Raw genomic sequence first — 17806 nt, forward strand, 5'->3', positions numbered from 1 at the left:
ATTAATTGCAAAATCATAAAAAAATCCCGTAGGCATAGCGCTTACGGGATTTTTGTTTTTTACGATATATCGTAAAAAATATTATTCATTCCAAAGCTCAGAAACCTCATTTTTAAGATGCGCAAGAGCAATGCTGCTTGGGCTTTGTTTCTCAAAAAGATCGGTAAGCATTACCTCGCGTAATTTATTAGCGGTATCTACACGGTCGCTCATATTTGTTTTACGTATGGTTTGTATGGTAGCATTTTTAGCCGTAGTAATAATACCCCAGCATTCTGCAGAAACATAAATTTGTTGTGTAAGGTTGTGCTCATATTCCTGCTCTACCTGTGATATAACATACTCTTCATAGTCGTGCTTGTTATTGCTTTGCGGCGTAATGCGTATCAGCAATTTGGCTGGGTCTATGCGCTCCAGAAAAAGAGCAAGCCTTTCATAAGCCTGTAGTCTTAGCGGCAACGCATGTCTTTGTGCTTCCTTGTGCAGGCTGTAACGGCGTCTTTTTTGTTCGTTTTCAAAATATCCCTGAAAAAAGTAATAGGCTACAAGTGCTACTACAATAGCGGGAAGGGCAGAAAATAATAGTTGTAAAAATTTGTCGAAATCCATGCTTGTGGTAATAAATAGTTATAGTTACTCTATTAACGCAACCTGTGCTTTATAATTGCGAAAGGCGAAAATAGCGAAATAAGTTATAAAAGTCTCTGAACGAAAAAAATATTTTAGGCTTAGATTTGTCAATCAAACTACGCTAATGAAACAAATCAACCGCTTTAGTCTTGTCTATTTTATAATAGTGCTTTCAGTAATTGCCCTTGGCCTGTTTGTAAGGATAAAAGCAGCCTTGTTTCCTGATATCATTAATCTGTATTTAGGCGATGCACTTTATGCCGTAATGATGTTTTACATTTATAGTACGCTTTTACCCTTAAAAAAAAGTGCTTCACGTGCAATGTTAGCGTTACTTACCTGCTATTGCATAGAACTTTCACAACTTTGCAATGCCCCATATATCAACGCGATACGTGCAACGTTGCCGGGCAGGCTCATTTTGGGACAGGGATTTTTATGGAGTGATATCCTTGCTTATTCAATAGGGGTATCAGTAGCTTTAGGTATAGATATGTTTTGGCGTTCCCGCACAAAAATCAGTGGGTGATTATGGTTTAAATTCGCTAATTTTGCAGGGTAAAGAAGAAAAATGGATATTTTAGAACATATAAGTAAGTTAAACGAAGCCCAGCAGGCGCCAACCCTGCAAAAAGAAGGGCCAATGATAGTGATAGCCGGCGCAGGGTCTGGTAAAACACGTGTGCTTACCATGCGTATTGCCTACCTTATGAGCCAGGGTGTAGATGCTTTTAACATACTCTCGCTTACGTTTACCAATAAGGCTGCGCGCGAAATGAAACATCGTATTGCCCAGATTGTAGGTAACAGCGAAGCAAAAAACCTGTGGATGGGTACATTTCACTCCATATTTGCTAAAATACTACGCTTTGAGGCCGATAAACTTGGCTTTCCTTCTAACTTTAGTATTTATGACTCCCAGGATAGCCAGCGACTTATATCTTCTATAATTAAGGAAATGCAGCTGGACAGGGATGTATATAAGCCAAAACAGGTTTTAGGCAGAATATCGTCTTACAAAAACAGTCTTATTACGGTAAAGGCATATTATAACAACCCTGAACTTCAGGAAGCCGATGCCATGAGTAAAAAGCCACGCCTTGGCGAAATTTATGAGGCATATGTAGACCGTTGCTTTAAAGCAGGTGCTATGGATTTTGATGACCTTTTATTGCGTACTAACGAATTGCTGAACCGCTTTCCTGATGTACTTTCTAAATATCAGAACCGTTTTCGCTACATCATGGTAGATGAGTACCAGGATACTAACCACAGCCAGTACCTTATTGTAAGGGCACTGTCTGATAAGTTCCAGAACATTTGTGTGGTGGGCGATGATGCCCAGAGTATCTACGCATTTCGTGGGGCGAATATTAATAACATCCTGAATTTCCAGAAAGATTATGATGGTGTAAAGATGTTCCGCCTGGAACAGAATTACCGTTCTACCCGAAATATAGTAGAAGCGGCAAACTCCATTATTGACAAGAATAAGGTAAAGCTTGATAAAGTGGTGTGGACGGCTAATGATGACGGCCCGCCAATAAAAGTACACCGCAGCCTTACCGATGGCGAAGAAGGACGTTTTGTAGCAGGTACCATTTTTGAACAAAAGATGCAGAACCAGCTTAAGAACGGGCAGTTTGCCATACTATACCGTACCAATGCCCAGAGCCGTGCTATGGAAGATGCCCTGCGCAAACGCGATATACCGTACCGTATTTATGGCGGATTATCATTCTACCAGCGCAAAGAAATTAAAGATGTACTGGCTTACCTGCGCCTGGTTATAAACCCTAAAGATGAGGAAGCACTTAACCGTGTTATCAACTTTCCGGTTAGGGGTATAGGTAACAGTACCATGGAGAAGCTTACTGTGGCTGCAAACCACTACGGCCGATCGGTATTTGAAGTGATGGAAAACATCGACCGTATTGACCTGAAGTTTAACAGCGGTACTAAAGGCAAGCTGACCGATTTTGTAATGATGATAAAGAGTTTCCAGGTAATGAACGAAACCCAGGATGCTTTTGCTCTTTCTGAACATATTACAAAGAAAACGGGCCTTATACAGGAACTTAAAAAAGATGCTACACCAGAGGGTATAGCCCGTATAGAGAATATTGAAGAATTATTAAATGGTATTCGCGACTTTATAGAAGGTCAGGTAGAGGTAGATGGCGCACGTGGCGCATTATCTGAGTTTCTGGAGGACGTAGCATTAGCTACAGATCTTGATAAAGATACCGGAGATGATGACCGTGTGGCGCTAATGACCATTCACTTGGCAAAAGGGCTTGAATTTCCGCATGTGTTTATTGTGGGTATGGAAGAAGATCTTTTTCCTAGTGCCATGAGCCAGAATACGCGTAGTGAGCTGGAAGAAGAACGACGCCTGTTCTATGTAGCGCTTACCCGTGCAGAGCATCAGGCATACCTTACCTATGCACAGTCGCGCTACCGTTGGGGCAAACTGGTAGACAGCGATCCATCTCGTTTTATTGAAGAAATAACCGATAAGTTTATAGAATACCTTACACCGCCAGAAACGAACTACCGCTATAAGCCAATGGTTAATGCTGATATTTTTGGCGATGTAGACAAATCAAAACTAAGGCAGGTAAAACCTACTGCCGGAACCCCGCCAAAATGGGTTACCGATAACGACCCTAAGCCCGATAGTGGCATCCGTCGCCTTAAGCCTATGGCTACAAACAGTACATCATCTAATAGTAGTGGCCCCGCAATGCCTGATAGTAAACTGGCTGCTGGCAATATTGTAATGCACGAGCGTTTTGGTAAGGGCAAAATACTTAACTTAGAAGGGGTAGGAGCCGACCGTAAAGCTGAAATTCATTTTGAGGTAGGCGGTATTAAAAAACTGCTATTGCGCTTTGCCAAGCTTGATGTTATAGGATAGATTTAAGAGGCTGATTTAGAACCATGATTGCCTGAATTAATAAGCTACAAAAGGCACTAATTTCACAAATTATCGTGTGAAATTAGTGCCTTTTTGTGGCTTTAAATAGTAAGGGTGTCCTACATTCCTAAAGAGAACATAACCCCGTTTGTAGATACGTTGCTCTGAACAGAATGTACATAGTCTACACGTAATCCCCTGAAAGAGCCAATGCCTATGTTGCCAAAGCCTGCTGTAAACTCATGATACGGTGCCCTATCCGGTGTTATAAGGCTGTGGTAGCCCACAATTAGGTTCCATTGCAATACGTTAAGCAGCGGTATCTTATTCATGATAAAGCCTTTGGTATTAAGCTCACTATGAAATTCAAGGTAAGCATTGTTAGTGCTTTGGGTATAATATGGCAGCATATTAAAGGCTTTCAGTCGTTGTTCATCATCTGCTACAACGTGGGTCTGGTTACCATTAAAGTGTTTATAATCTACAAACGAAATACCGTCTGCACCAAAGAATTTACCTGCATTCAATCCTAACCCAAGATCGCCTTTGTTGCCTAAAGATGTATTGTATGTACTGGTTAGGCTTACAAAATCGTATTTATACTTATCATCATTTGCGGCAAAAGCCTTTTGGTATAAGAAAGATACCTTAGGATATTTTTCCCGGTCTAATGGCATCCTGCCTCCACCCGGGTAACTAATATACTTATATGGCCAGATGATACTTCCGCCAATGCTTGCCTTAGTTACATAATGTGTTGCAAACGGCGCCGACGTAAAATTATATGGCTCCAGCGGATTGTTTGAGGTATAAATATCGTCGTTTTTTATAAGAACATAATCGGTATTATTATACAGTGCCTTGCGCCTTGAATACTCTATATATCCTGTGAGCGATAGCCAACTGAATGGGCTACGGCTGTATGATAAGCCTAAATAAGTCTTATCGTAAAGCTTCATGTAATTATCTTTAAATACCAGTGAACTAATAGTGTTAATTAATGGTGTAATAGGTTCGTTAGGGTTAAATTGCTTAATAGCATTACCACCGCTTATTGTAAAAGTTCCCACTTTTTTAAAACCTTTACCAATAGTTCCCTCAACCCTTAGCCTGTCTTCGGCAAGGCCATAATCAAAAGAGGCATCGGCATAGAAATAAGATGTTTTTTTACCCCAGCGAGAGTAACTTAACTTGGTATGTGTGTTCCATCCCTGTACCGTGTTGTACATTGGTATTGCAAGTCCGTCATATTTAAAACGAACGGTTTTGCCAACGGCAGTATCCTTATCGGTCTTGTAATAATCATACCCTGTTATAAAATCAAAGAAATGATATTTGTTTCGCACCCTTGCAATAGAGTCTAATCGGGCAGGGTCGTTACGCACCGTTTTAATACTGTCTTTCTTTACATAGTCCCGTGTTTCTTCTTCCGTAAGCGGAACCGGTCGCACGGTATTCCAGTATAGGCTGTCTTTTTTATTGGCATCCTTATCATAAGATACTACTTCGCGCCCAAATGTCTTTTTATCAAAATGGTTGTGAAATATATAATTACTGTATACATGGGTAAATTTACCCGAGAAGTTTATACCAAACATCCCCGCTTTAAAGTCAAAGGTTTGCGAGTTTTTTGCCCAGATGCCTGTAGACGGGTTATAACTAAAATTTTGTTGCAGGTTAAGGGTTTGCAGCGGTGGCACTTGCACACGGTAGCCTTTAATGTCTACATCTAATGCATAGATGGCCCAACTTTGGCTTACAATATAAATGTATCCTTCAAAAACCGGCTCTTTGTCGCGCCTTGGAATGATTTTGATCTTGTTGATCTCATTGCCATTTTCATCAAAAAAGCTGCCTTCAAATTTATAACGGTAATAGCCCAGCGCTCCTTTTGCTAATGGCGAAACCATATTGATCTCAAACTCTACATTATCATTATAAAAGTTGTAGAATGTACCCAGTGCTGTATTATAGCTAAAACCATTATCGCTACCGCTTACCTTACTGGCTATAATACGTTCTTTAAGGTTATCGGGCTGCTCAAAAGTAAGGTGTGATACTGTTTCGCTTAGATACATGACACCTTTACCCGTACTGTCTACAGAGCCTTCCGGGGTTTCTACCTTCATACCCATAATCCTTTTTGGCAGGTTGGCAACTCTAAAAATACCCTTGCTGTAAAAATCGGCTTCAAAGCGGCCGGCTTTTTCGCTGTTTATTTTTTTATTGGCAATAGCCTGGCGGATAATTGCGTAGGCAGGATCTTCGCTATTGCTTACCACCACTTCTTTTAATTCATAGTTTTCATCTTCAAGAACAACATCAAGTGTATGAGGAAGGGTAATAGCATTTACCGGAATTTTTTTTGTTTTGTAGCCAATGCTCTGAAAAACAAGTGTGTATTTACCTGGTTGTTTAACGCCTATTTCATAACCGCCATTTTCGTTTGCTGTAGTGTTATTATAAGTGTTTTCTATAGCAACAGCAACAAAGGGCAGTCCTTGTCCGGCTTTATCCGTTATTTTTCCCTTGATCTGGGCATTCATGGCAATCCCTGCCAACATAAAAATTAGAAAGAACAGTTTTTTCATGTAGTGGTTTTATTGGTGATTTAGGTTATTTGGGAAATCCCGCTATGTTTCCTTAGACGGGTAAAAAGTTTAATTGGTTGCATCGGTCTGAAAAAAAACAAAACTTTAACAGGATTTCTTCCGTAAAAATAAACGACGGTTAGTAAGTTTAATTGCCCGTGCGGTAAAAAATGGATGAGAAGCCTTATTTTTGCGAAATGAAAAATGCCTGCCTGTATTTATTGATAATTATAACAGCCGCTTACAGTACAGGCCTGTCTGAACTGGCTAAAACTCCTGCGTTCATCAGTCATTACAAAGAACATAGGGCAGATAATTCGGCAAGCGGATTGCATGAATTTATCAGTATGCACTACTTTGGGCACGACAAAAAAGACGATGACCGCCAAAAGGACGAAGCACTCCCTTTTAAAAACCATCATAATAAACCATCGGTTTATACTAAAGCCGAGGTTGCTTATCCCGACATTTTTCCGTTTAAATATACCATTGCAAAAAAAGTAATCCCTTATCGTGAGGGATGTTTAGCTTTAGATGTTGCTCTTGCTTTTTTCCGCCCTCCGTGTGTAACGGTTTGTTAATCTCAGACCCGGAATTATTGTATATTTAAAACCATTTAAAAATGGAAAAAAAAGTTATTGCCCCAACGCCCGAGGCCGGACTTAAAACCACCCTTATTGGCATCGTGATCAGTACTATACTGGCGGTAATTAAAGCGCTTGGAGGTATATTTGGAAACTCATACGCGCTTATTGCCGATGCCATAGAAAGCACCACCGATATTGTAACCAGCGGTATGCTGTACATAGGCCTTAAATGGAGCGTGCGCCCGGCAGACAGCAAGCACCCTTATGGGCATGGTAAAGCCGAAGCGCTTATAGCCCTTGGTATCGCTCTTGCACTTTGTGTGGCGGCTGTAATTATTTCGGTAGAAAGCGTACACAACATACAAACCCCACACAAAGCGCCTAAGCCTTTTACCCTTATTATACTCGCCGTCGTAATTATTACCAAAGAGCTACTGTACAGATTTGTAATAAAAACCGGTGAAGAACTGGATAGTGGAGCCGTTAAGGCTGATGCATTTCATCATCGTAGCGATGCTATAAGTAGTGGTGCTGCCTTTATAGGCATTACCATTGGTATCATTGGCGGGCCGGGTTATGAGGTAGCAGATGACTGGGCTGCACTTATGGCTGCTGTTGTAATAGTTATTAATGCCTGGCTTATAGCGCGCCCCGCACTTGGCGAGTTACTGGATGAAGAATTACAGCCTGAACTTAACATTCGTGTAAGGGAAATTGCAGCAGAAGTTGCCGGTGTTGTAATGGTCGAAAAATGCCATATCCGTAAGATGGGGTTGCAAAGCCATGCCGATATGCACGTTTGGGTTAATAAAGACCTCACAGTAGAGCAGGGGCATAACATAGCCCACGCCGTTCAGGATCATATACAAAGCATACTGCCACAGTTTGCACAAATCCACATACATATAGAGCCGGATGGTCGCTCTGATATTTAATCAAAATCCAAAAACAACATATTATCATGAAAGATAAACGATTTAACCTTGCTTCAAGGCTGATACACTGGGCTATTGCCTTTACTTTTTTATACCTGTTACTTACCGTGCTGCTTCGGATGGGCTGGATGAACAAGAACAATATGGGAAGCATTATGCAAAATGGCCTTGCCGAAAAAGGTGTTACCATAGATGATGATACAGCGGGTACTGTTGCTAAGCAGGTGCGCCGCCCTATGTGGGGTACACATACCATTGCAGGCTATGTGCTTGTAGGTTTATACATTATACGCATGATTATTTTTGCGGTGCAGGGCATTACATTTGGCAGTCCATTTAAAAAAGACAGTACAACTTACCAACGTTTTCGGTCGTGGGTATATTTACTTTTTTATGTATTTGTGGCAGTTTCATTGATTACAGGATTGTTGATAGAGTTTGGCCCCGATAGCATACACGAGCCAAGTGAAGAGATTCACAAACTATCGCTTTACTATATGGTTAGTTTTATTGCACTGCACCTGGCAGGCGTTGTTATTGCCGATGGTGGTAAAGAGCGCGGCATCATTTCTAAAATGGTAAGTGGGGAGGAGCCTGCTTAATACCTTTTATATATGTCTAGAAATAAAATGAGGAACCTGATTATAGGTTCCTCATTTGTTTTATCAGATGACTAAAGTCTTGATTATTTTACAGTAACGGTGCCCTTAAGTTTTATATCTGCAGATGATGAACCTACCAGGATTTCAAATGTTCCGGCATCGTAACCAAAGGCTTTTTTATCATCTTTCCAGTACGAAAAAGCATCTTTATCTAACTGAACAGTAACGGTTTTACTTTCGTCTTTTTTAAGCATTACTTTAGTAAAGGCTTTCAATTCTTTTACAGGGCGTGCAACCGGGCTGTTAACCTGTCTTACGTAAACCTGTGCAACTTCTGCGCCATCATAATCTCCTGAATTCTCAATGCTGAAAGTAAGATTGACATCTGTTTTGCCATTAGAAGTTATCGCCATATCGGTATAGTCAAACGTAGTATATGATAAACCAAAACCGAACGGGAATTGTGGTTTTACATCACTATGGTCATAATAACGGTAACCTATGTCAAGACCTTCTTTATACAATACATGTTTGTCGCCATCGGCATCATAATAGTTGTTAAAGGTAGGGTTGTCTTCCCATTTCTTTTCAAAACTTGCGGGTAACTTACCGCTTGGGTTTACTTTTCCGGTAAGTATTTCACCTATGGCGGTACCACCTTCCTGACCCGGATACCAGGCGTGAAGCAAACCTTTTATATTACCCAACCACGGCTGCATATCTACATTTCCGCCAGAATTTAGCACTACTACGGTATTGGCATTTGCTTTAGCAACGGCGCTTATCAGCTGGTCATGGTATTCCGGCAGTTTAAAAGTACGGTCAGAGCCTTCACTTTCAGATGAACCGTTATAACCTACGGAAACGATAGCTACATCTGCAGCCTTAGCGGCTTTAACCGCCTCGCTAAAGTCTACATTGTCCTGGTATACGGCAAATGAAATTTGCGCACCACCGCCATGCTCATAATATTCCAGCTTAAAACTGTAATCTTTGCCTGCTTTAAGTGTAATGTCTTTGCTCTGCACTACAGCTGCATGGTCGCCCCACATTTCGATTACCTTTTCGCCGTCTACGAACAGTCGGAAACCATCATCGCCTTTAACGCTAAATTTATATGTGCCTGCCTTTTCTACACGTACCACACCGGTGTAGCGTGCCGAAAAATTATCGGCACCAATACCTTTAATACCTGTTTCTCCTCCCCAGGTATGGTTAATGCTTTTCTCGGTTTGCTGGGTTACGGCATCGCCTTCAAGATCCATATTATTAAAATAAGATGCTTTTACACCTTTGGTCTTAGAGCCTTTATCAAGGTACAGGGGAGAGTTATCGGCATAGTTTTCCATTTGTGGTATGCTGTTGGGTACATAAACCACTTTAGCACCCGGAGCAGCTGCTTTTATACCTTTTAGCAAACTGGTGTAGTGGAATGGTTCTGTAAACGAACTACCGCCACCGGCAGGGTTTAGGTCGGCGTTAGGGCCTATAACAGCTATGGTTTTCACCTTGTTTTGCAGCGGCAGTATATTGTCGTTTTTAAGAAGCACGACACCGCCACGGGCAAGATCTAACGCTACAGCCTCGCTCTGGGTATTTGCCTTCAGCGGGCTCACAGCCTCATAAGGTGTGTCATAAAATCCGAAGCGGAAGATAACCCTCAATATCCTGCGTATCTTATCATTAATCAATTCTTCGGTAATGGTTTCGTTTTGTAATGCCGGCATCAGGTTTTTACGGTTCATAAAAGCACCGTTTGGCATTTCCAGGTCCAGGCCACCTTTAGCCGCAGCCACACCATCATAGGTAGCTACCCAATCGCTCATCACGATACCGTCAAACTTCCATTCGTTTTTAAGTATATCGTTATTAAGATGATTGTTTTGTGTAGCATGCTCACCATTAATAAGGTTATAACTGTCCATAACTGCAGCTACATGGCCTTTTGTTACCGCAGCTTTAAACGCGGGCAGGTATATTTCGCGCAGGGTGCGCTCGTCCATATCGCTGCTTACATTGTTACGGTCCCATTCCTGGTTGTTGGCTGCAAAGTGTTTTATCGTGGCTACTACGCCTTTGCTCTGCACACCATTTATGTAAGCCACTGCCATTTCTCCAGCCAGGTAAGGGTCTTCGCCCATGTACTCAAAGTTACGCCCGTTCATGGGCGCACGGTAAATATTTACACCCGGGGCTAATAGTATATGTACACCACGCTCGCGGGCATCGTTACCCAGGGCTTCGCCAAGACGTTTTGCAAGCGCGGTATCCCAGGTTGCAGCACTTAGTATGCTGGCAGGGTAGGCTGTAGTATTACCATAGTTACGGGTACCCACAGGGCCATCGGTCATCTTAATCTGTGGCAGGCCAAGGCGTTCTATCGGGCGGATGTAAAAATCATTGTAACCGCCTATGTAGTCAATCTTTTCCTCAAGGGTCATTTCCTTAAGAAGTGTATTAACACGGTCTTCAACAGTAGCCTTTTTATCTTTATAAGTTTGGGAGAATACCGGCAGGTACAGCAATACCGCGGCAATAAGTAATCGATTTCGCATTATGAGATGTTTTGGATTTTGTATAGCTAATTTAGGAAAATATTTACATCCTCAATTTATTTCAATGTTATATTCATCCTTAGAAAATCTTCTATATTTTACCAAAAAACGAATGGGAAACCATAGATCAGTGGCAGCATTTTAAAATGTGCATACTGCCATAAACAGTAAAAAGCCGTGCCTTTACCTGCCTGGTTATTGACAGCCTTAAAGGAACGACTTTTAAGATATTATTGAAAATAGGCTATTGCGCTATTTTATCAAGCGTATAACTAATAAGATTATTTACAGCAGCGTAAGGATCTGCACTAAACGTACCCGAAGCCCTGTTAGCAATAATGGCATTCATAGAAAGCGCATTGTGACCTAATAGTGCAGACAGCCCGTAAATAGCGGCCGTTTCCATCTCAAGGTTGGTAACGCGGTTGCTGTTAAAGTTAAAGCTATCCATTTTGCTGTTCAGGCTGCTGTCTTGTATACCAAGTCGCAATACACGCCCCTGTGGCCCGTAAAATCCACCCGCTGTAGCAGTAATACCTTTATGGATATCCGGAGTGTAAAGCAGTTCCTGTAATACTTTACTGCCACGTACAGCATACGGACGGCCTTTGCGAATATCCCACGATGTGTGGTTTATAAAGGCATCTTCCAAAGCGCTGTCTGTAACCTTGCTTACTTCATAAGAGCGCAGCATATTATCGAGCCCCAGCGCAAATTCAGACATTACGATACTGTCTACAGGAATATCTGTATGCAATGAACCCGATGTACCCACACGAATGATATTTAGCGATGTAAGATTTTCTTTCGGGAGGCGTGTTTGCAGGTCGATATTAACAAGCGCATCAAGCTCGTTCATTACAATATCAATATTATCCGGCCCAATACCGGTAGACATTACCGTAATGCGTTTGCCTTTATAGGTACCTGTCTGGGTTTTAAATTCGCGCTTTTGTGTCGAAAACTCTATACTGTCAAAATACGATGTTATTTTTGCCACACGATCCTGGTCGCCCACAAAAATAATGTCATGCGCTATATTTTCCGGTTTCAGGTTCAGGTGGTAAACGCTGCCATCCGGATTAAGGATAAGTTCAGATTCCTGTATGTTACTCATATCGATTCTTGGTTTTAACCGCCCACGCGTTTTACTTTATAACCTTCTTTAGCAAGGAAATCCATTATTTTATCCCTGAAATTTCCCTGAATGATGATCTCATTATCTTTCGCCGATCCACCTACACCGCATAGCGTTTTTAGCTGCTTGGCAAGCGCTTTAAGGTCATCCTCAGTCCCTTCAAAACCTTTTATAACAGTAGCTACTTTGCCGCCACGGTTTTTCTTGTCGAGATGGGCTTCCAGTTTTTGCTGGTTAGGGGCAGGGGTTTCCTGCTGCTCGTCGTTATTGTTTAACTCAAAGTCCTTATTGGTTGAAAATACAAACCCGCCAAGACTTTCTAAACTATTTAATTTCTTTCCCATATTTATGATGGAACGCGGATGCCGCGGATTAAGCGGATTTTCACGGATTTATTTATTAATATTCTGAAATACTTTTCGCATAAATTCCGGCTTTTTGCCAAAATTCAAAAGTAGTCCAACTTCACATTGTGTACTTCTTAAGTAATTTACTATTTGATGCTCAAATTCTTCTGTCAGGTAATCACAAGCTTTAAGCTCTAGAATCACTAGGTCATTTACAATAATATCAGCAAAATAATCTCCAACAGGTATTTCTTTGTAATATACAGTAATTTTTCGCTGCGCTTCCACACTTAACCCTCTTAATTTTAATTCGTGGAATAGTGCGTTTTGATATACTCTTTCTAAAAAGCCATAGCCGAGCTCATTATAAACATCATAAAAAGCTTTTAAAATCTGACCTGTCAATTCTTCGTGTAACATAAATAGAAATCTGTGAAAATCCGCTTAATTCGTGGCATCCGCGTTCCATTAATCTTTATTGCATATTACTTCTTAATCAATCCAAGCTCCACAAGTCTTTCATACAAAAACTCCCCTGCGGTAATGTCTTCATATAACTTAGGATGTTCTGCATCAATACAGTTCTCAAGACAATCCAGTTTCATTTCACTAACCGGGTGCATAAAGAACGGAATAGAATATCTTGATGTGCCCCATAACTCACGTGGTGGGTTAACCACCTGGTGTATTGTCGATTTTAGCCTGTTATTAGTATGGCGGCTTAGCATATCGCCTACATTTATAACAAGTTCGTCAGGTTCAGCTATGGCGTCTATCCATTGTCCATCATGGTTTTGTACCTGCAGGCCGCGCCCCTGCGCGCCCATAAGCAGGGTTATAAGGTTGATGTCGCCATGCGCTGCTGCGCGTACAGCATTATCAGGTTCAGAGGTAATAGGAGGGTAGTGGATAGGGCGCAGTATGCTATTGCCTTCAAGTGCATATTTGTCAAAATACAATTCATCCAACCCTAGGTACAACGCTAATGCACGCAGCACATAGATACCCGTTTTTTCGAGCATCTGGTAGGCTTCTTTACCTACAGCATTGAAATTAGCAAGCTCATTAACAGTTACATTTTCAGGATATTCACCTGCCCTGGCAGAGCCTTCGTTAAGGTATTGGCCAAAATGCCAAAACTCTTTAAGGTCGCCTTCTTTCCGGCCTTTGGCGTGTTCTTTACCAAAGGAAACATAGCCGCGCTGGCCACCAATACCCGGAATTTCATATTGTTCCTTAACCTCAAGCGGCAGGTTAAAAAAGTTACGCACTTCACCATACAGGCTGTCTACCAGCGTATCGTTTAGAAAATGCCCTTTTAATGCCACAAAACCTATATCTTCATAGGCCTTTCCGATTTCATTTACAAATTTTTGCTTGCGTTCCGGTTCACCCGAAAGGAAATCACGCAGATCCACACTGGGAATGTTTTGCATAAGAAAGGTTTATTGTTAATAACTTTACAAAGCCTAAAGCCTTGTGTTTACAAAGCTAAGGATTAATTTTTATTTGTAGGAAATGAAGTTGTTAACAGGTAGTATCTACGATTAATTTGAATTTGTTACCTGTATAATTCCCTGCATTGAGATAAAAGATTTTTCACGGTAATATCCTCTTCGTTCTCAAACGCATTTACAGACTTTAAATGAGGCAGTAGTTCCTGATTTACAATCTTATAATACTTTTTTCCTGTAGCAAACTCATTTTCAGACTTTAATATTGCTATTTTGAGGAATAATATGATGATTGGTTTTTGAAGACTTTCCCTTTGAATTAAACTGTTCAGTTTTTTCAGGGGAATAGAGTCAGGATTATCAATATCCGTATCAAAAAACTCTTGAAGCAAATCATTAGACTGTTGTTCAAAGGCTTCCGATTCTGAATCAATACTTATTTTAAGAAGCTTCTTGATAAAAAGCGAAAAGCGCTCAATCATCTTTAAGATAAAATCTTCCTGCTGCATTTTTGATGTCGGTTAGTGGTTTCCGTAAACATACAAAAGCTAAAGATATTACCAAAAGCAATACCTCAAATTAACACAATGCAGACAGCTACAGTTAGCAGTCTACATTGTTAACCGTTACGGCAAGGCCGCCTTCGCTGGTTTCTTTATACTTGTTATTCATATCCTGGGCGGTTTGCCACATGGTATTCACAACCTTGTCAAGAGGAACTTTTGCGTTTGCAGGGTCTGTTTCAAGGGCAAGTTCTGCCGCGTTAATAGCTTTTATTGCGCCCATAGTATTGCGTTCTATACATGGCACCTGTACCAACCCGCCTATAGGGTCGCACGTCATGCCAAGGTGGTGTTCCATAGCAATTTCTGCTGCCATAAGGCATTGTTCTGGAGTGCCGCCCATAAGTTCGCATAATGCAGCTGCTGCCATGGCGCTCGAAACGCCTATTTCGGCCTGGCATCCACCCATAGCCGCACTAATGGTAGCTCCTTTTTTAAAGATACTGCCTATTTCGCCTGCAACTAAAAGGAATTGTTTTATGTGGCGTTCGTCTGCCTGGTGGTTTTCTATAACCATATAATACATTAACACGGCAGGAATAACACCCGCACTACCATTAGTAGGCGCGGTAACCACGCGTCCAAGGGCCGCATTAACCTCATTAACGGCAAGGGCAAAACAACTTACCCATTTAAGTATCTGACGGAATTTCACCTCAGTTTGTCTTATAACCTGAAGCCATTCCTGCGGAGACGAATAGGGGAGTTCGCCTATCATTTTATTGTGCATATCATAAGCACGGCGGCGCACATTAAGCCCACCCGGCAATATGCCCGATGTGTGGCAGCCGGTGTACATACACTCCAGCATGGTGTTCCATACACGCATCAGCTCGTGGTCTATTTCTGCCTCAGTACGTATCGATTTTTCATTCTCATATACTACTTCAGAGATACTTTTTCCCAGCGTTTTAGTATAGGCTAAAAGTTCATCAGCCTTATCAATTGGGTAAGGGAACGCACGGCGTATTTCCTGTTTTTGTTTTGCTACAATGCGCTCTTCCTTAACTACAAAGCCACCACCTATAGAATAAAAAGTTGAAGTATATTCACCTTTATTATGGTATGCTGTAAACATAAACCCGTTGGCGTGAAAAGGCAGGAAATCGCGATTAAAAATAATATCGGTGAAAAAGGAGAAATCAATTTCCCGTTCGTTACCTAAAGTAAGTTTTTGATTATGAGTAATGCTTTCTATGATACCATCAATACTATCAATAGGCACATACTCCGGGTCAGCTCCGCTAAGGCCAAGCATTACAGCAAGGTCTGTAGCATGGCCTTTACCGGTAAGGGATAGTGAACCATAAAGGTCTATGCGCACGCGGGTAACGGCATCAAAAATTCCTTCTTCGCGAAGTTCGTTAAGAAAGCGTTCGGCACCGCGCCACGGACCTAAAGTATGTGAGCTCGATGGGCCAACGCCTATCTTAAGCATGTCAAAAACAGAAATACATTCAGTCATAGCAATGTGTAGCAATTGCTGCAAATATAACGCAATTACAGCCCGCAAATTTAATTATTTTTAATAATGCTATAACGATGTAGGGTAAAAATTATTGATTTGGTAAAATAGCTTAGGATAATGGGTTATAATTATTTTGCCTAATTTATATAATCTTTAAATACATCTTCTATAGCGTGATACCTTTCTGATACTATATTACCATTTTTATCCATCATAAAATAAGTAGGGAACTCCCAAATACCTAATGTCTCAGTAGGGGTATTGTTTCCATTTTGCCTGTAATTCATCCAATTATAACTATGTTTTGAAAGATAGTTGTCCCAGGCGGTAAAATTGTTATCGGTGGCAATCCCTATAACTTCAATGTTGTGCTTCTTTAAATCGTTAAGTCGTTTACTAATAAGTTTATGGTCGCGCGCACATGGTACACATTTTACAAACCAAAAATCAACCAGATATAATTTATTTTCTTTTAAGGGTATCTGTTCAATAACATTTTTTCGGTTTGTAAATTCATACAGTGAAAGTGTAAGATTATTTAAAGGCTTAAGTTCTTTTTGTAGAGCGATATACATCCCCTCTGCGCCAAATTTAATATCATCAGGCTGTTGCTCTAATTTTTGTAATATACTCTTTAGCAACTTCGGATTGTTACGGTTATAGCTATGATAATTCATAACAACAAGATTAGAAAATACACTGTTTTTATGTTCTTCAAATTTTTTAAGTAAATAAGCATTACGTAGTGTATTATTATCTTCAAATTTATTAAGATCCTGAAGAAATGTAAAATATTCATAATACAAAGGCGCATTTTGCACAGTATCAATAACAAGTTCTTCATTTATAAAATGTAAATCTACTTTGGGCGTACCATTGTTTAGCCATAGTTTTTGGCTGTAATGTTTACCTCCTTTAAAAAACGCAATAACGTAGAGATTAGGTTTATCAAAAGTAAAGACAGCATTAATTTGGCCGTCATCAGGATATGAATGCCACTGTGTAAAGAGGTCATCAGTAATAACAACGCTGTCAACTTTACTCTCTGCGGTATAATTAATACTAATTTTGGTGCCTGTAATTTTCTCTTTCTTACATGCAGCTAAACAAAGCATCGATATTAGTATCACAAAATATTTCATAAGCTTATGGTTGGTTGTTAAAATCACAACGTACTATAAACATAAGTAGTATAATGCTACAATAATTATTTGTGGATGTACCTTTGCAACATCATACTAATATCGGATTTTGATATTGGCACAATGTAATATCTTATGAAAATTATTCCGCTAAATGAAGGCGTTTTCCATGTAAGTAACGATAAGGAGTTTTACCAGGAAGGTGAGGCGCTACCTAACGATGGAAAAGGTTTCCTTACAATGGCTATTTGTCCGTTTCTTATTGAACTACCAAATGACCTGATACTAATAGATACCGGTTTAGGATTTCTAAAAAATGGAACGCCTGTTATTAGGCAATGTATTGAAAATGCCGGATATAAAGTAGAAAATATAACAAAGGTGCTGCTCAGTCACCTGCATAAAGATCATACTGATGGCCTGGGGTATTTTGAAAACGGTGTTTTCATACAAAATTTTCCACAGGCAGCTATCTATGTTCAGGAACGTGAACTTGATAATGCGCTTACACAATCTGCAAGCCATTCTTATAATCAGGAAGTATTACAGCAGTTAGGATATCTGGATAATATTAAATTCATGAATGACGACAAGGGGCACATTGGCGATTTCATAACGTATGAGGTTACGAGCGGGCATTCACCGTTTCATCAGGTATTCTGGATTGAACATGATGGTGAAATTGCTTTCTTTGGGGGAGACAACCTGCCTCAACTGGCCTACCTGAAATACCACATAGCCTATAAAACTGATTTTGATGGTAAAAAAGCAATGGAATTACGCCAAAAATGGGAAAAGCAAGCTTTAGAAAACAACTGGTCGCTGCTCTTTTACCACGATGTTAAAAGACAGGTAGTAAAACTAAACAAATAGG

General features: G+C 40.5%; 16 protein-coding genes. 6 read left to right on the forward strand and 10 right to left on the reverse strand.

Features of this window, described 5'->3' with window-relative positions:
* Window positions 1-81 precede the first annotated feature (81 nt).
* Window positions 82-609, reverse strand: a complete 528-nt coding sequence (locus tag DYH63_RS07065) for a DUF7935 family protein (RefSeq protein WP_116788137.1) — start codon at window positions 607-609, stop codon at window positions 82-84.
* Between the two features lie 145 nt (window positions 610-754).
* On the opposite strand from DYH63_RS07065, the gene DYH63_RS07070 reads away from it, so the two are divergent.
* A complete protein-coding gene (locus DYH63_RS07070; protein ID WP_116788138.1) occupies window positions 755-1159 on the forward strand; it encodes a ribosomal maturation YjgA family protein in 405 nt (134 codons plus the stop codon).
* Window positions 1160-1201: 42 nt separating this feature from the next.
* The gene (locus DYH63_RS07075) at window positions 1202-3550 is read left to right on the forward strand and encodes an ATP-dependent helicase (protein ID WP_439952034.1); all 2349 of its coding nucleotides are present in this window, start codon (window positions 1202-1204) and stop codon (window positions 3548-3550) included.
* A gap of 119 nt (window positions 3551-3669) precedes the next feature.
* Here DYH63_RS07075 and DYH63_RS07080 read toward each other — a convergent pair whose 3' ends face one another.
* The gene (locus DYH63_RS07080) at window positions 3670-6141 is read right to left on the reverse strand and encodes a DUF5686 and carboxypeptidase regulatory-like domain-containing protein (protein WP_116788139.1); all 2472 of its coding nucleotides are present in this window, start codon (window positions 6139-6141) and stop codon (window positions 3670-3672) included.
* 170 nt (window positions 6142-6311) lie between these two features.
* On the opposite strand from DYH63_RS07080, the gene DYH63_RS07085 reads away from it, so the two are divergent.
* Genes DYH63_RS07085 through DYH63_RS07095 form a run of 3 tightly spaced genes read left to right on the forward strand, consistent with a single transcriptional unit; the run spans window position 6312 to window position 8265 of the window.
* Window positions 6312-6722, forward strand: coding sequence for a hypothetical protein (locus DYH63_RS07085; RefSeq protein ID WP_162926956.1), 411 nt, complete (start codon window positions 6312-6314; stop codon window positions 6720-6722).
* 41 nt (window positions 6723-6763) lie between these two features.
* On the forward strand, window positions 6764-7663 hold the full coding sequence (locus tag DYH63_RS07090; RefSeq protein ID WP_116788141.1) for a cation diffusion facilitator family transporter: 900 nt from the start codon (window positions 6764-6766) through the stop codon (window positions 7661-7663).
* Window positions 7664-7689: 26 nt separating this feature from the next.
* Window positions 7690-8265, forward strand: a complete 576-nt coding sequence (locus DYH63_RS07095) for a cytochrome b/b6 domain-containing protein (RefSeq protein WP_116788142.1) — start codon at window positions 7690-7692, stop codon at window positions 8263-8265.
* A gap of 83 nt (window positions 8266-8348) precedes the next feature.
* Here DYH63_RS07095 and DYH63_RS07100 read toward each other — a convergent pair whose 3' ends face one another.
* The 8 genes from DYH63_RS07100 to DYH63_RS07135 form a co-directional block, all read right to left on the reverse strand.
* Window positions 8349-10820: a beta-glucosidase gene (locus tag DYH63_RS07100; RefSeq protein ID WP_116788143.1), complete on the reverse strand. Its 2472-nt coding sequence runs from the start codon at window positions 10818-10820 to the stop codon at window positions 8349-8351.
* 244 nt (window positions 10821-11064) lie between these two features.
* Window positions 11065-11937 (reverse strand): nucleoside phosphorylase, encoded by an 873-nt coding sequence (locus DYH63_RS07105; protein WP_116788144.1) that lies wholly within the window; start codon window positions 11935-11937, stop codon window positions 11065-11067.
* A gap of 14 nt (window positions 11938-11951) precedes the next feature.
* On the reverse strand, window positions 11952-12302 hold the full coding sequence (locus DYH63_RS07110) for a translation initiation factor (protein ID WP_116788145.1): 351 nt from the start codon (window positions 12300-12302) through the stop codon (window positions 11952-11954).
* A 48-nt stretch (window positions 12303-12350) separates the two neighbouring features.
* Complete coding sequence (locus tag DYH63_RS07115; RefSeq protein ID WP_116788146.1) at window positions 12351-12725, reverse strand: GxxExxY protein; 375 nt, start codon at window positions 12723-12725, stop codon at window positions 12351-12353.
* Between the two features lie 65 nt (window positions 12726-12790).
* Window positions 12791-13741 (reverse strand): isopenicillin N synthase family dioxygenase, encoded by a 951-nt coding sequence (locus DYH63_RS07120; protein ID WP_116788147.1) that lies wholly within the window; start codon window positions 13739-13741, stop codon window positions 12791-12793.
* Between the two features lie 125 nt (window positions 13742-13866).
* Entirely contained in the window at window positions 13867-14268 is a 402-nt protein-coding gene (locus tag DYH63_RS07125) for a hypothetical protein (protein WP_116788148.1), read from the reverse strand.
* Between the two features lie 94 nt (window positions 14269-14362).
* Entirely contained in the window at window positions 14363-15787 is a 1425-nt protein-coding gene (locus DYH63_RS07130) for an L-serine ammonia-lyase (RefSeq protein ID WP_116788149.1), read from the reverse strand.
* 140 nt (window positions 15788-15927) lie between these two features.
* Window positions 15928-16932: a TlpA family protein disulfide reductase gene (locus DYH63_RS07135; RefSeq protein ID WP_116788150.1), complete on the reverse strand. Its 1005-nt coding sequence runs from the start codon at window positions 16930-16932 to the stop codon at window positions 15928-15930.
* A gap of 135 nt (window positions 16933-17067) precedes the next feature.
* Between DYH63_RS07135 and DYH63_RS07140 the strand changes: the two genes are divergently transcribed.
* Window positions 17068-17805, forward strand: a complete 738-nt coding sequence (locus tag DYH63_RS07140; protein WP_116788151.1) for an MBL fold metallo-hydrolase — start codon at window positions 17068-17070, stop codon at window positions 17803-17805.
* Window position 17806: the final 1 nt, after the last annotated feature.

This window comes from Flavobacterium psychrotrophum (assembly GCF_003403075.1).
Lineage (GTDB): Bacteria > Bacteroidota > Bacteroidia > Flavobacteriales > Flavobacteriaceae > Flavobacterium > Flavobacterium psychrotrophum.

What these genes read in the sequence shown, in the direction of transcription:
- DYH63_RS07065 (WP_116788137.1), bottom strand. Translation starts at nt 609, where the DNA reads ATGGATTTCGACAAATTTTTACAACTATTATTTTCTGCCCTTCCCGCT.
- DYH63_RS07070 (WP_116788138.1), top strand. Translation starts at nt 755, where the DNA reads ATGAAACAAATCAACCGCTTTAGTCTTGTCTATTTTATAATAGTGCTT.
- DYH63_RS07075 (WP_439952034.1), top strand. Translation starts at nt 1,202, where the DNA reads ATGGATATTTTAGAACATATAAGTAAGTTAAACGAAGCCCAGCAGGCG.
- DYH63_RS07080 (WP_116788139.1), bottom strand. Translation starts at nt 6,141, where the DNA reads ATGAAAAAACTGTTCTTTCTAATTTTTATGTTGGCAGGGATTGCCATG.
- DYH63_RS07085 (WP_162926956.1), top strand. Translation starts at nt 6,312, where the DNA reads ATGGATGAGAAGCCTTATTTTTGCGAAATGAAAAATGCCTGCCTGTAT.
- DYH63_RS07090 (WP_116788141.1), top strand. Translation starts at nt 6,764, where the DNA reads ATGGAAAAAAAAGTTATTGCCCCAACGCCCGAGGCCGGACTTAAAACC.
- DYH63_RS07095 (WP_116788142.1), top strand. Translation starts at nt 7,690, where the DNA reads ATGAAAGATAAACGATTTAACCTTGCTTCAAGGCTGATACACTGGGCT.
- DYH63_RS07100 (WP_116788143.1), bottom strand. Translation starts at nt 10,820, where the DNA reads ATGCGAAATCGATTACTTATTGCCGCGGTATTGCTGTACCTGCCGGTA.
- DYH63_RS07105 (WP_116788144.1), bottom strand. Translation starts at nt 11,937, where the DNA reads ATGAGTAACATACAGGAATCTGAACTTATCCTTAATCCGGATGGCAGC.
- DYH63_RS07110 (WP_116788145.1), bottom strand. Translation starts at nt 12,302, where the DNA reads ATGGGAAAGAAATTAAATAGTTTAGAAAGTCTTGGCGGGTTTGTATTT.
- DYH63_RS07115 (WP_116788146.1), bottom strand. Translation starts at nt 12,725, where the DNA reads ATGTTACACGAAGAATTGACAGGTCAGATTTTAAAAGCTTTTTATGAT.
- DYH63_RS07120 (WP_116788147.1), bottom strand. Translation starts at nt 13,741, where the DNA reads ATGCAAAACATTCCCAGTGTGGATCTGCGTGATTTCCTTTCGGGTGAA.
- DYH63_RS07125 (WP_116788148.1), bottom strand. Translation starts at nt 14,268, where the DNA reads ATGCAGCAGGAAGATTTTATCTTAAAGATGATTGAGCGCTTTTCGCTT.
- DYH63_RS07130 (WP_116788149.1), bottom strand. Translation starts at nt 15,787, where the DNA reads ATGACTGAATGTATTTCTGTTTTTGACATGCTTAAGATAGGCGTTGGC.
- DYH63_RS07135 (WP_116788150.1), bottom strand. Translation starts at nt 16,932, where the DNA reads ATGAAATATTTTGTGATACTAATATCGATGCTTTGTTTAGCTGCATGT.
- DYH63_RS07140 (WP_116788151.1), top strand. Translation starts at nt 17,068, where the DNA reads ATGAAAATTATTCCGCTAAATGAAGGCGTTTTCCATGTAAGTAACGAT.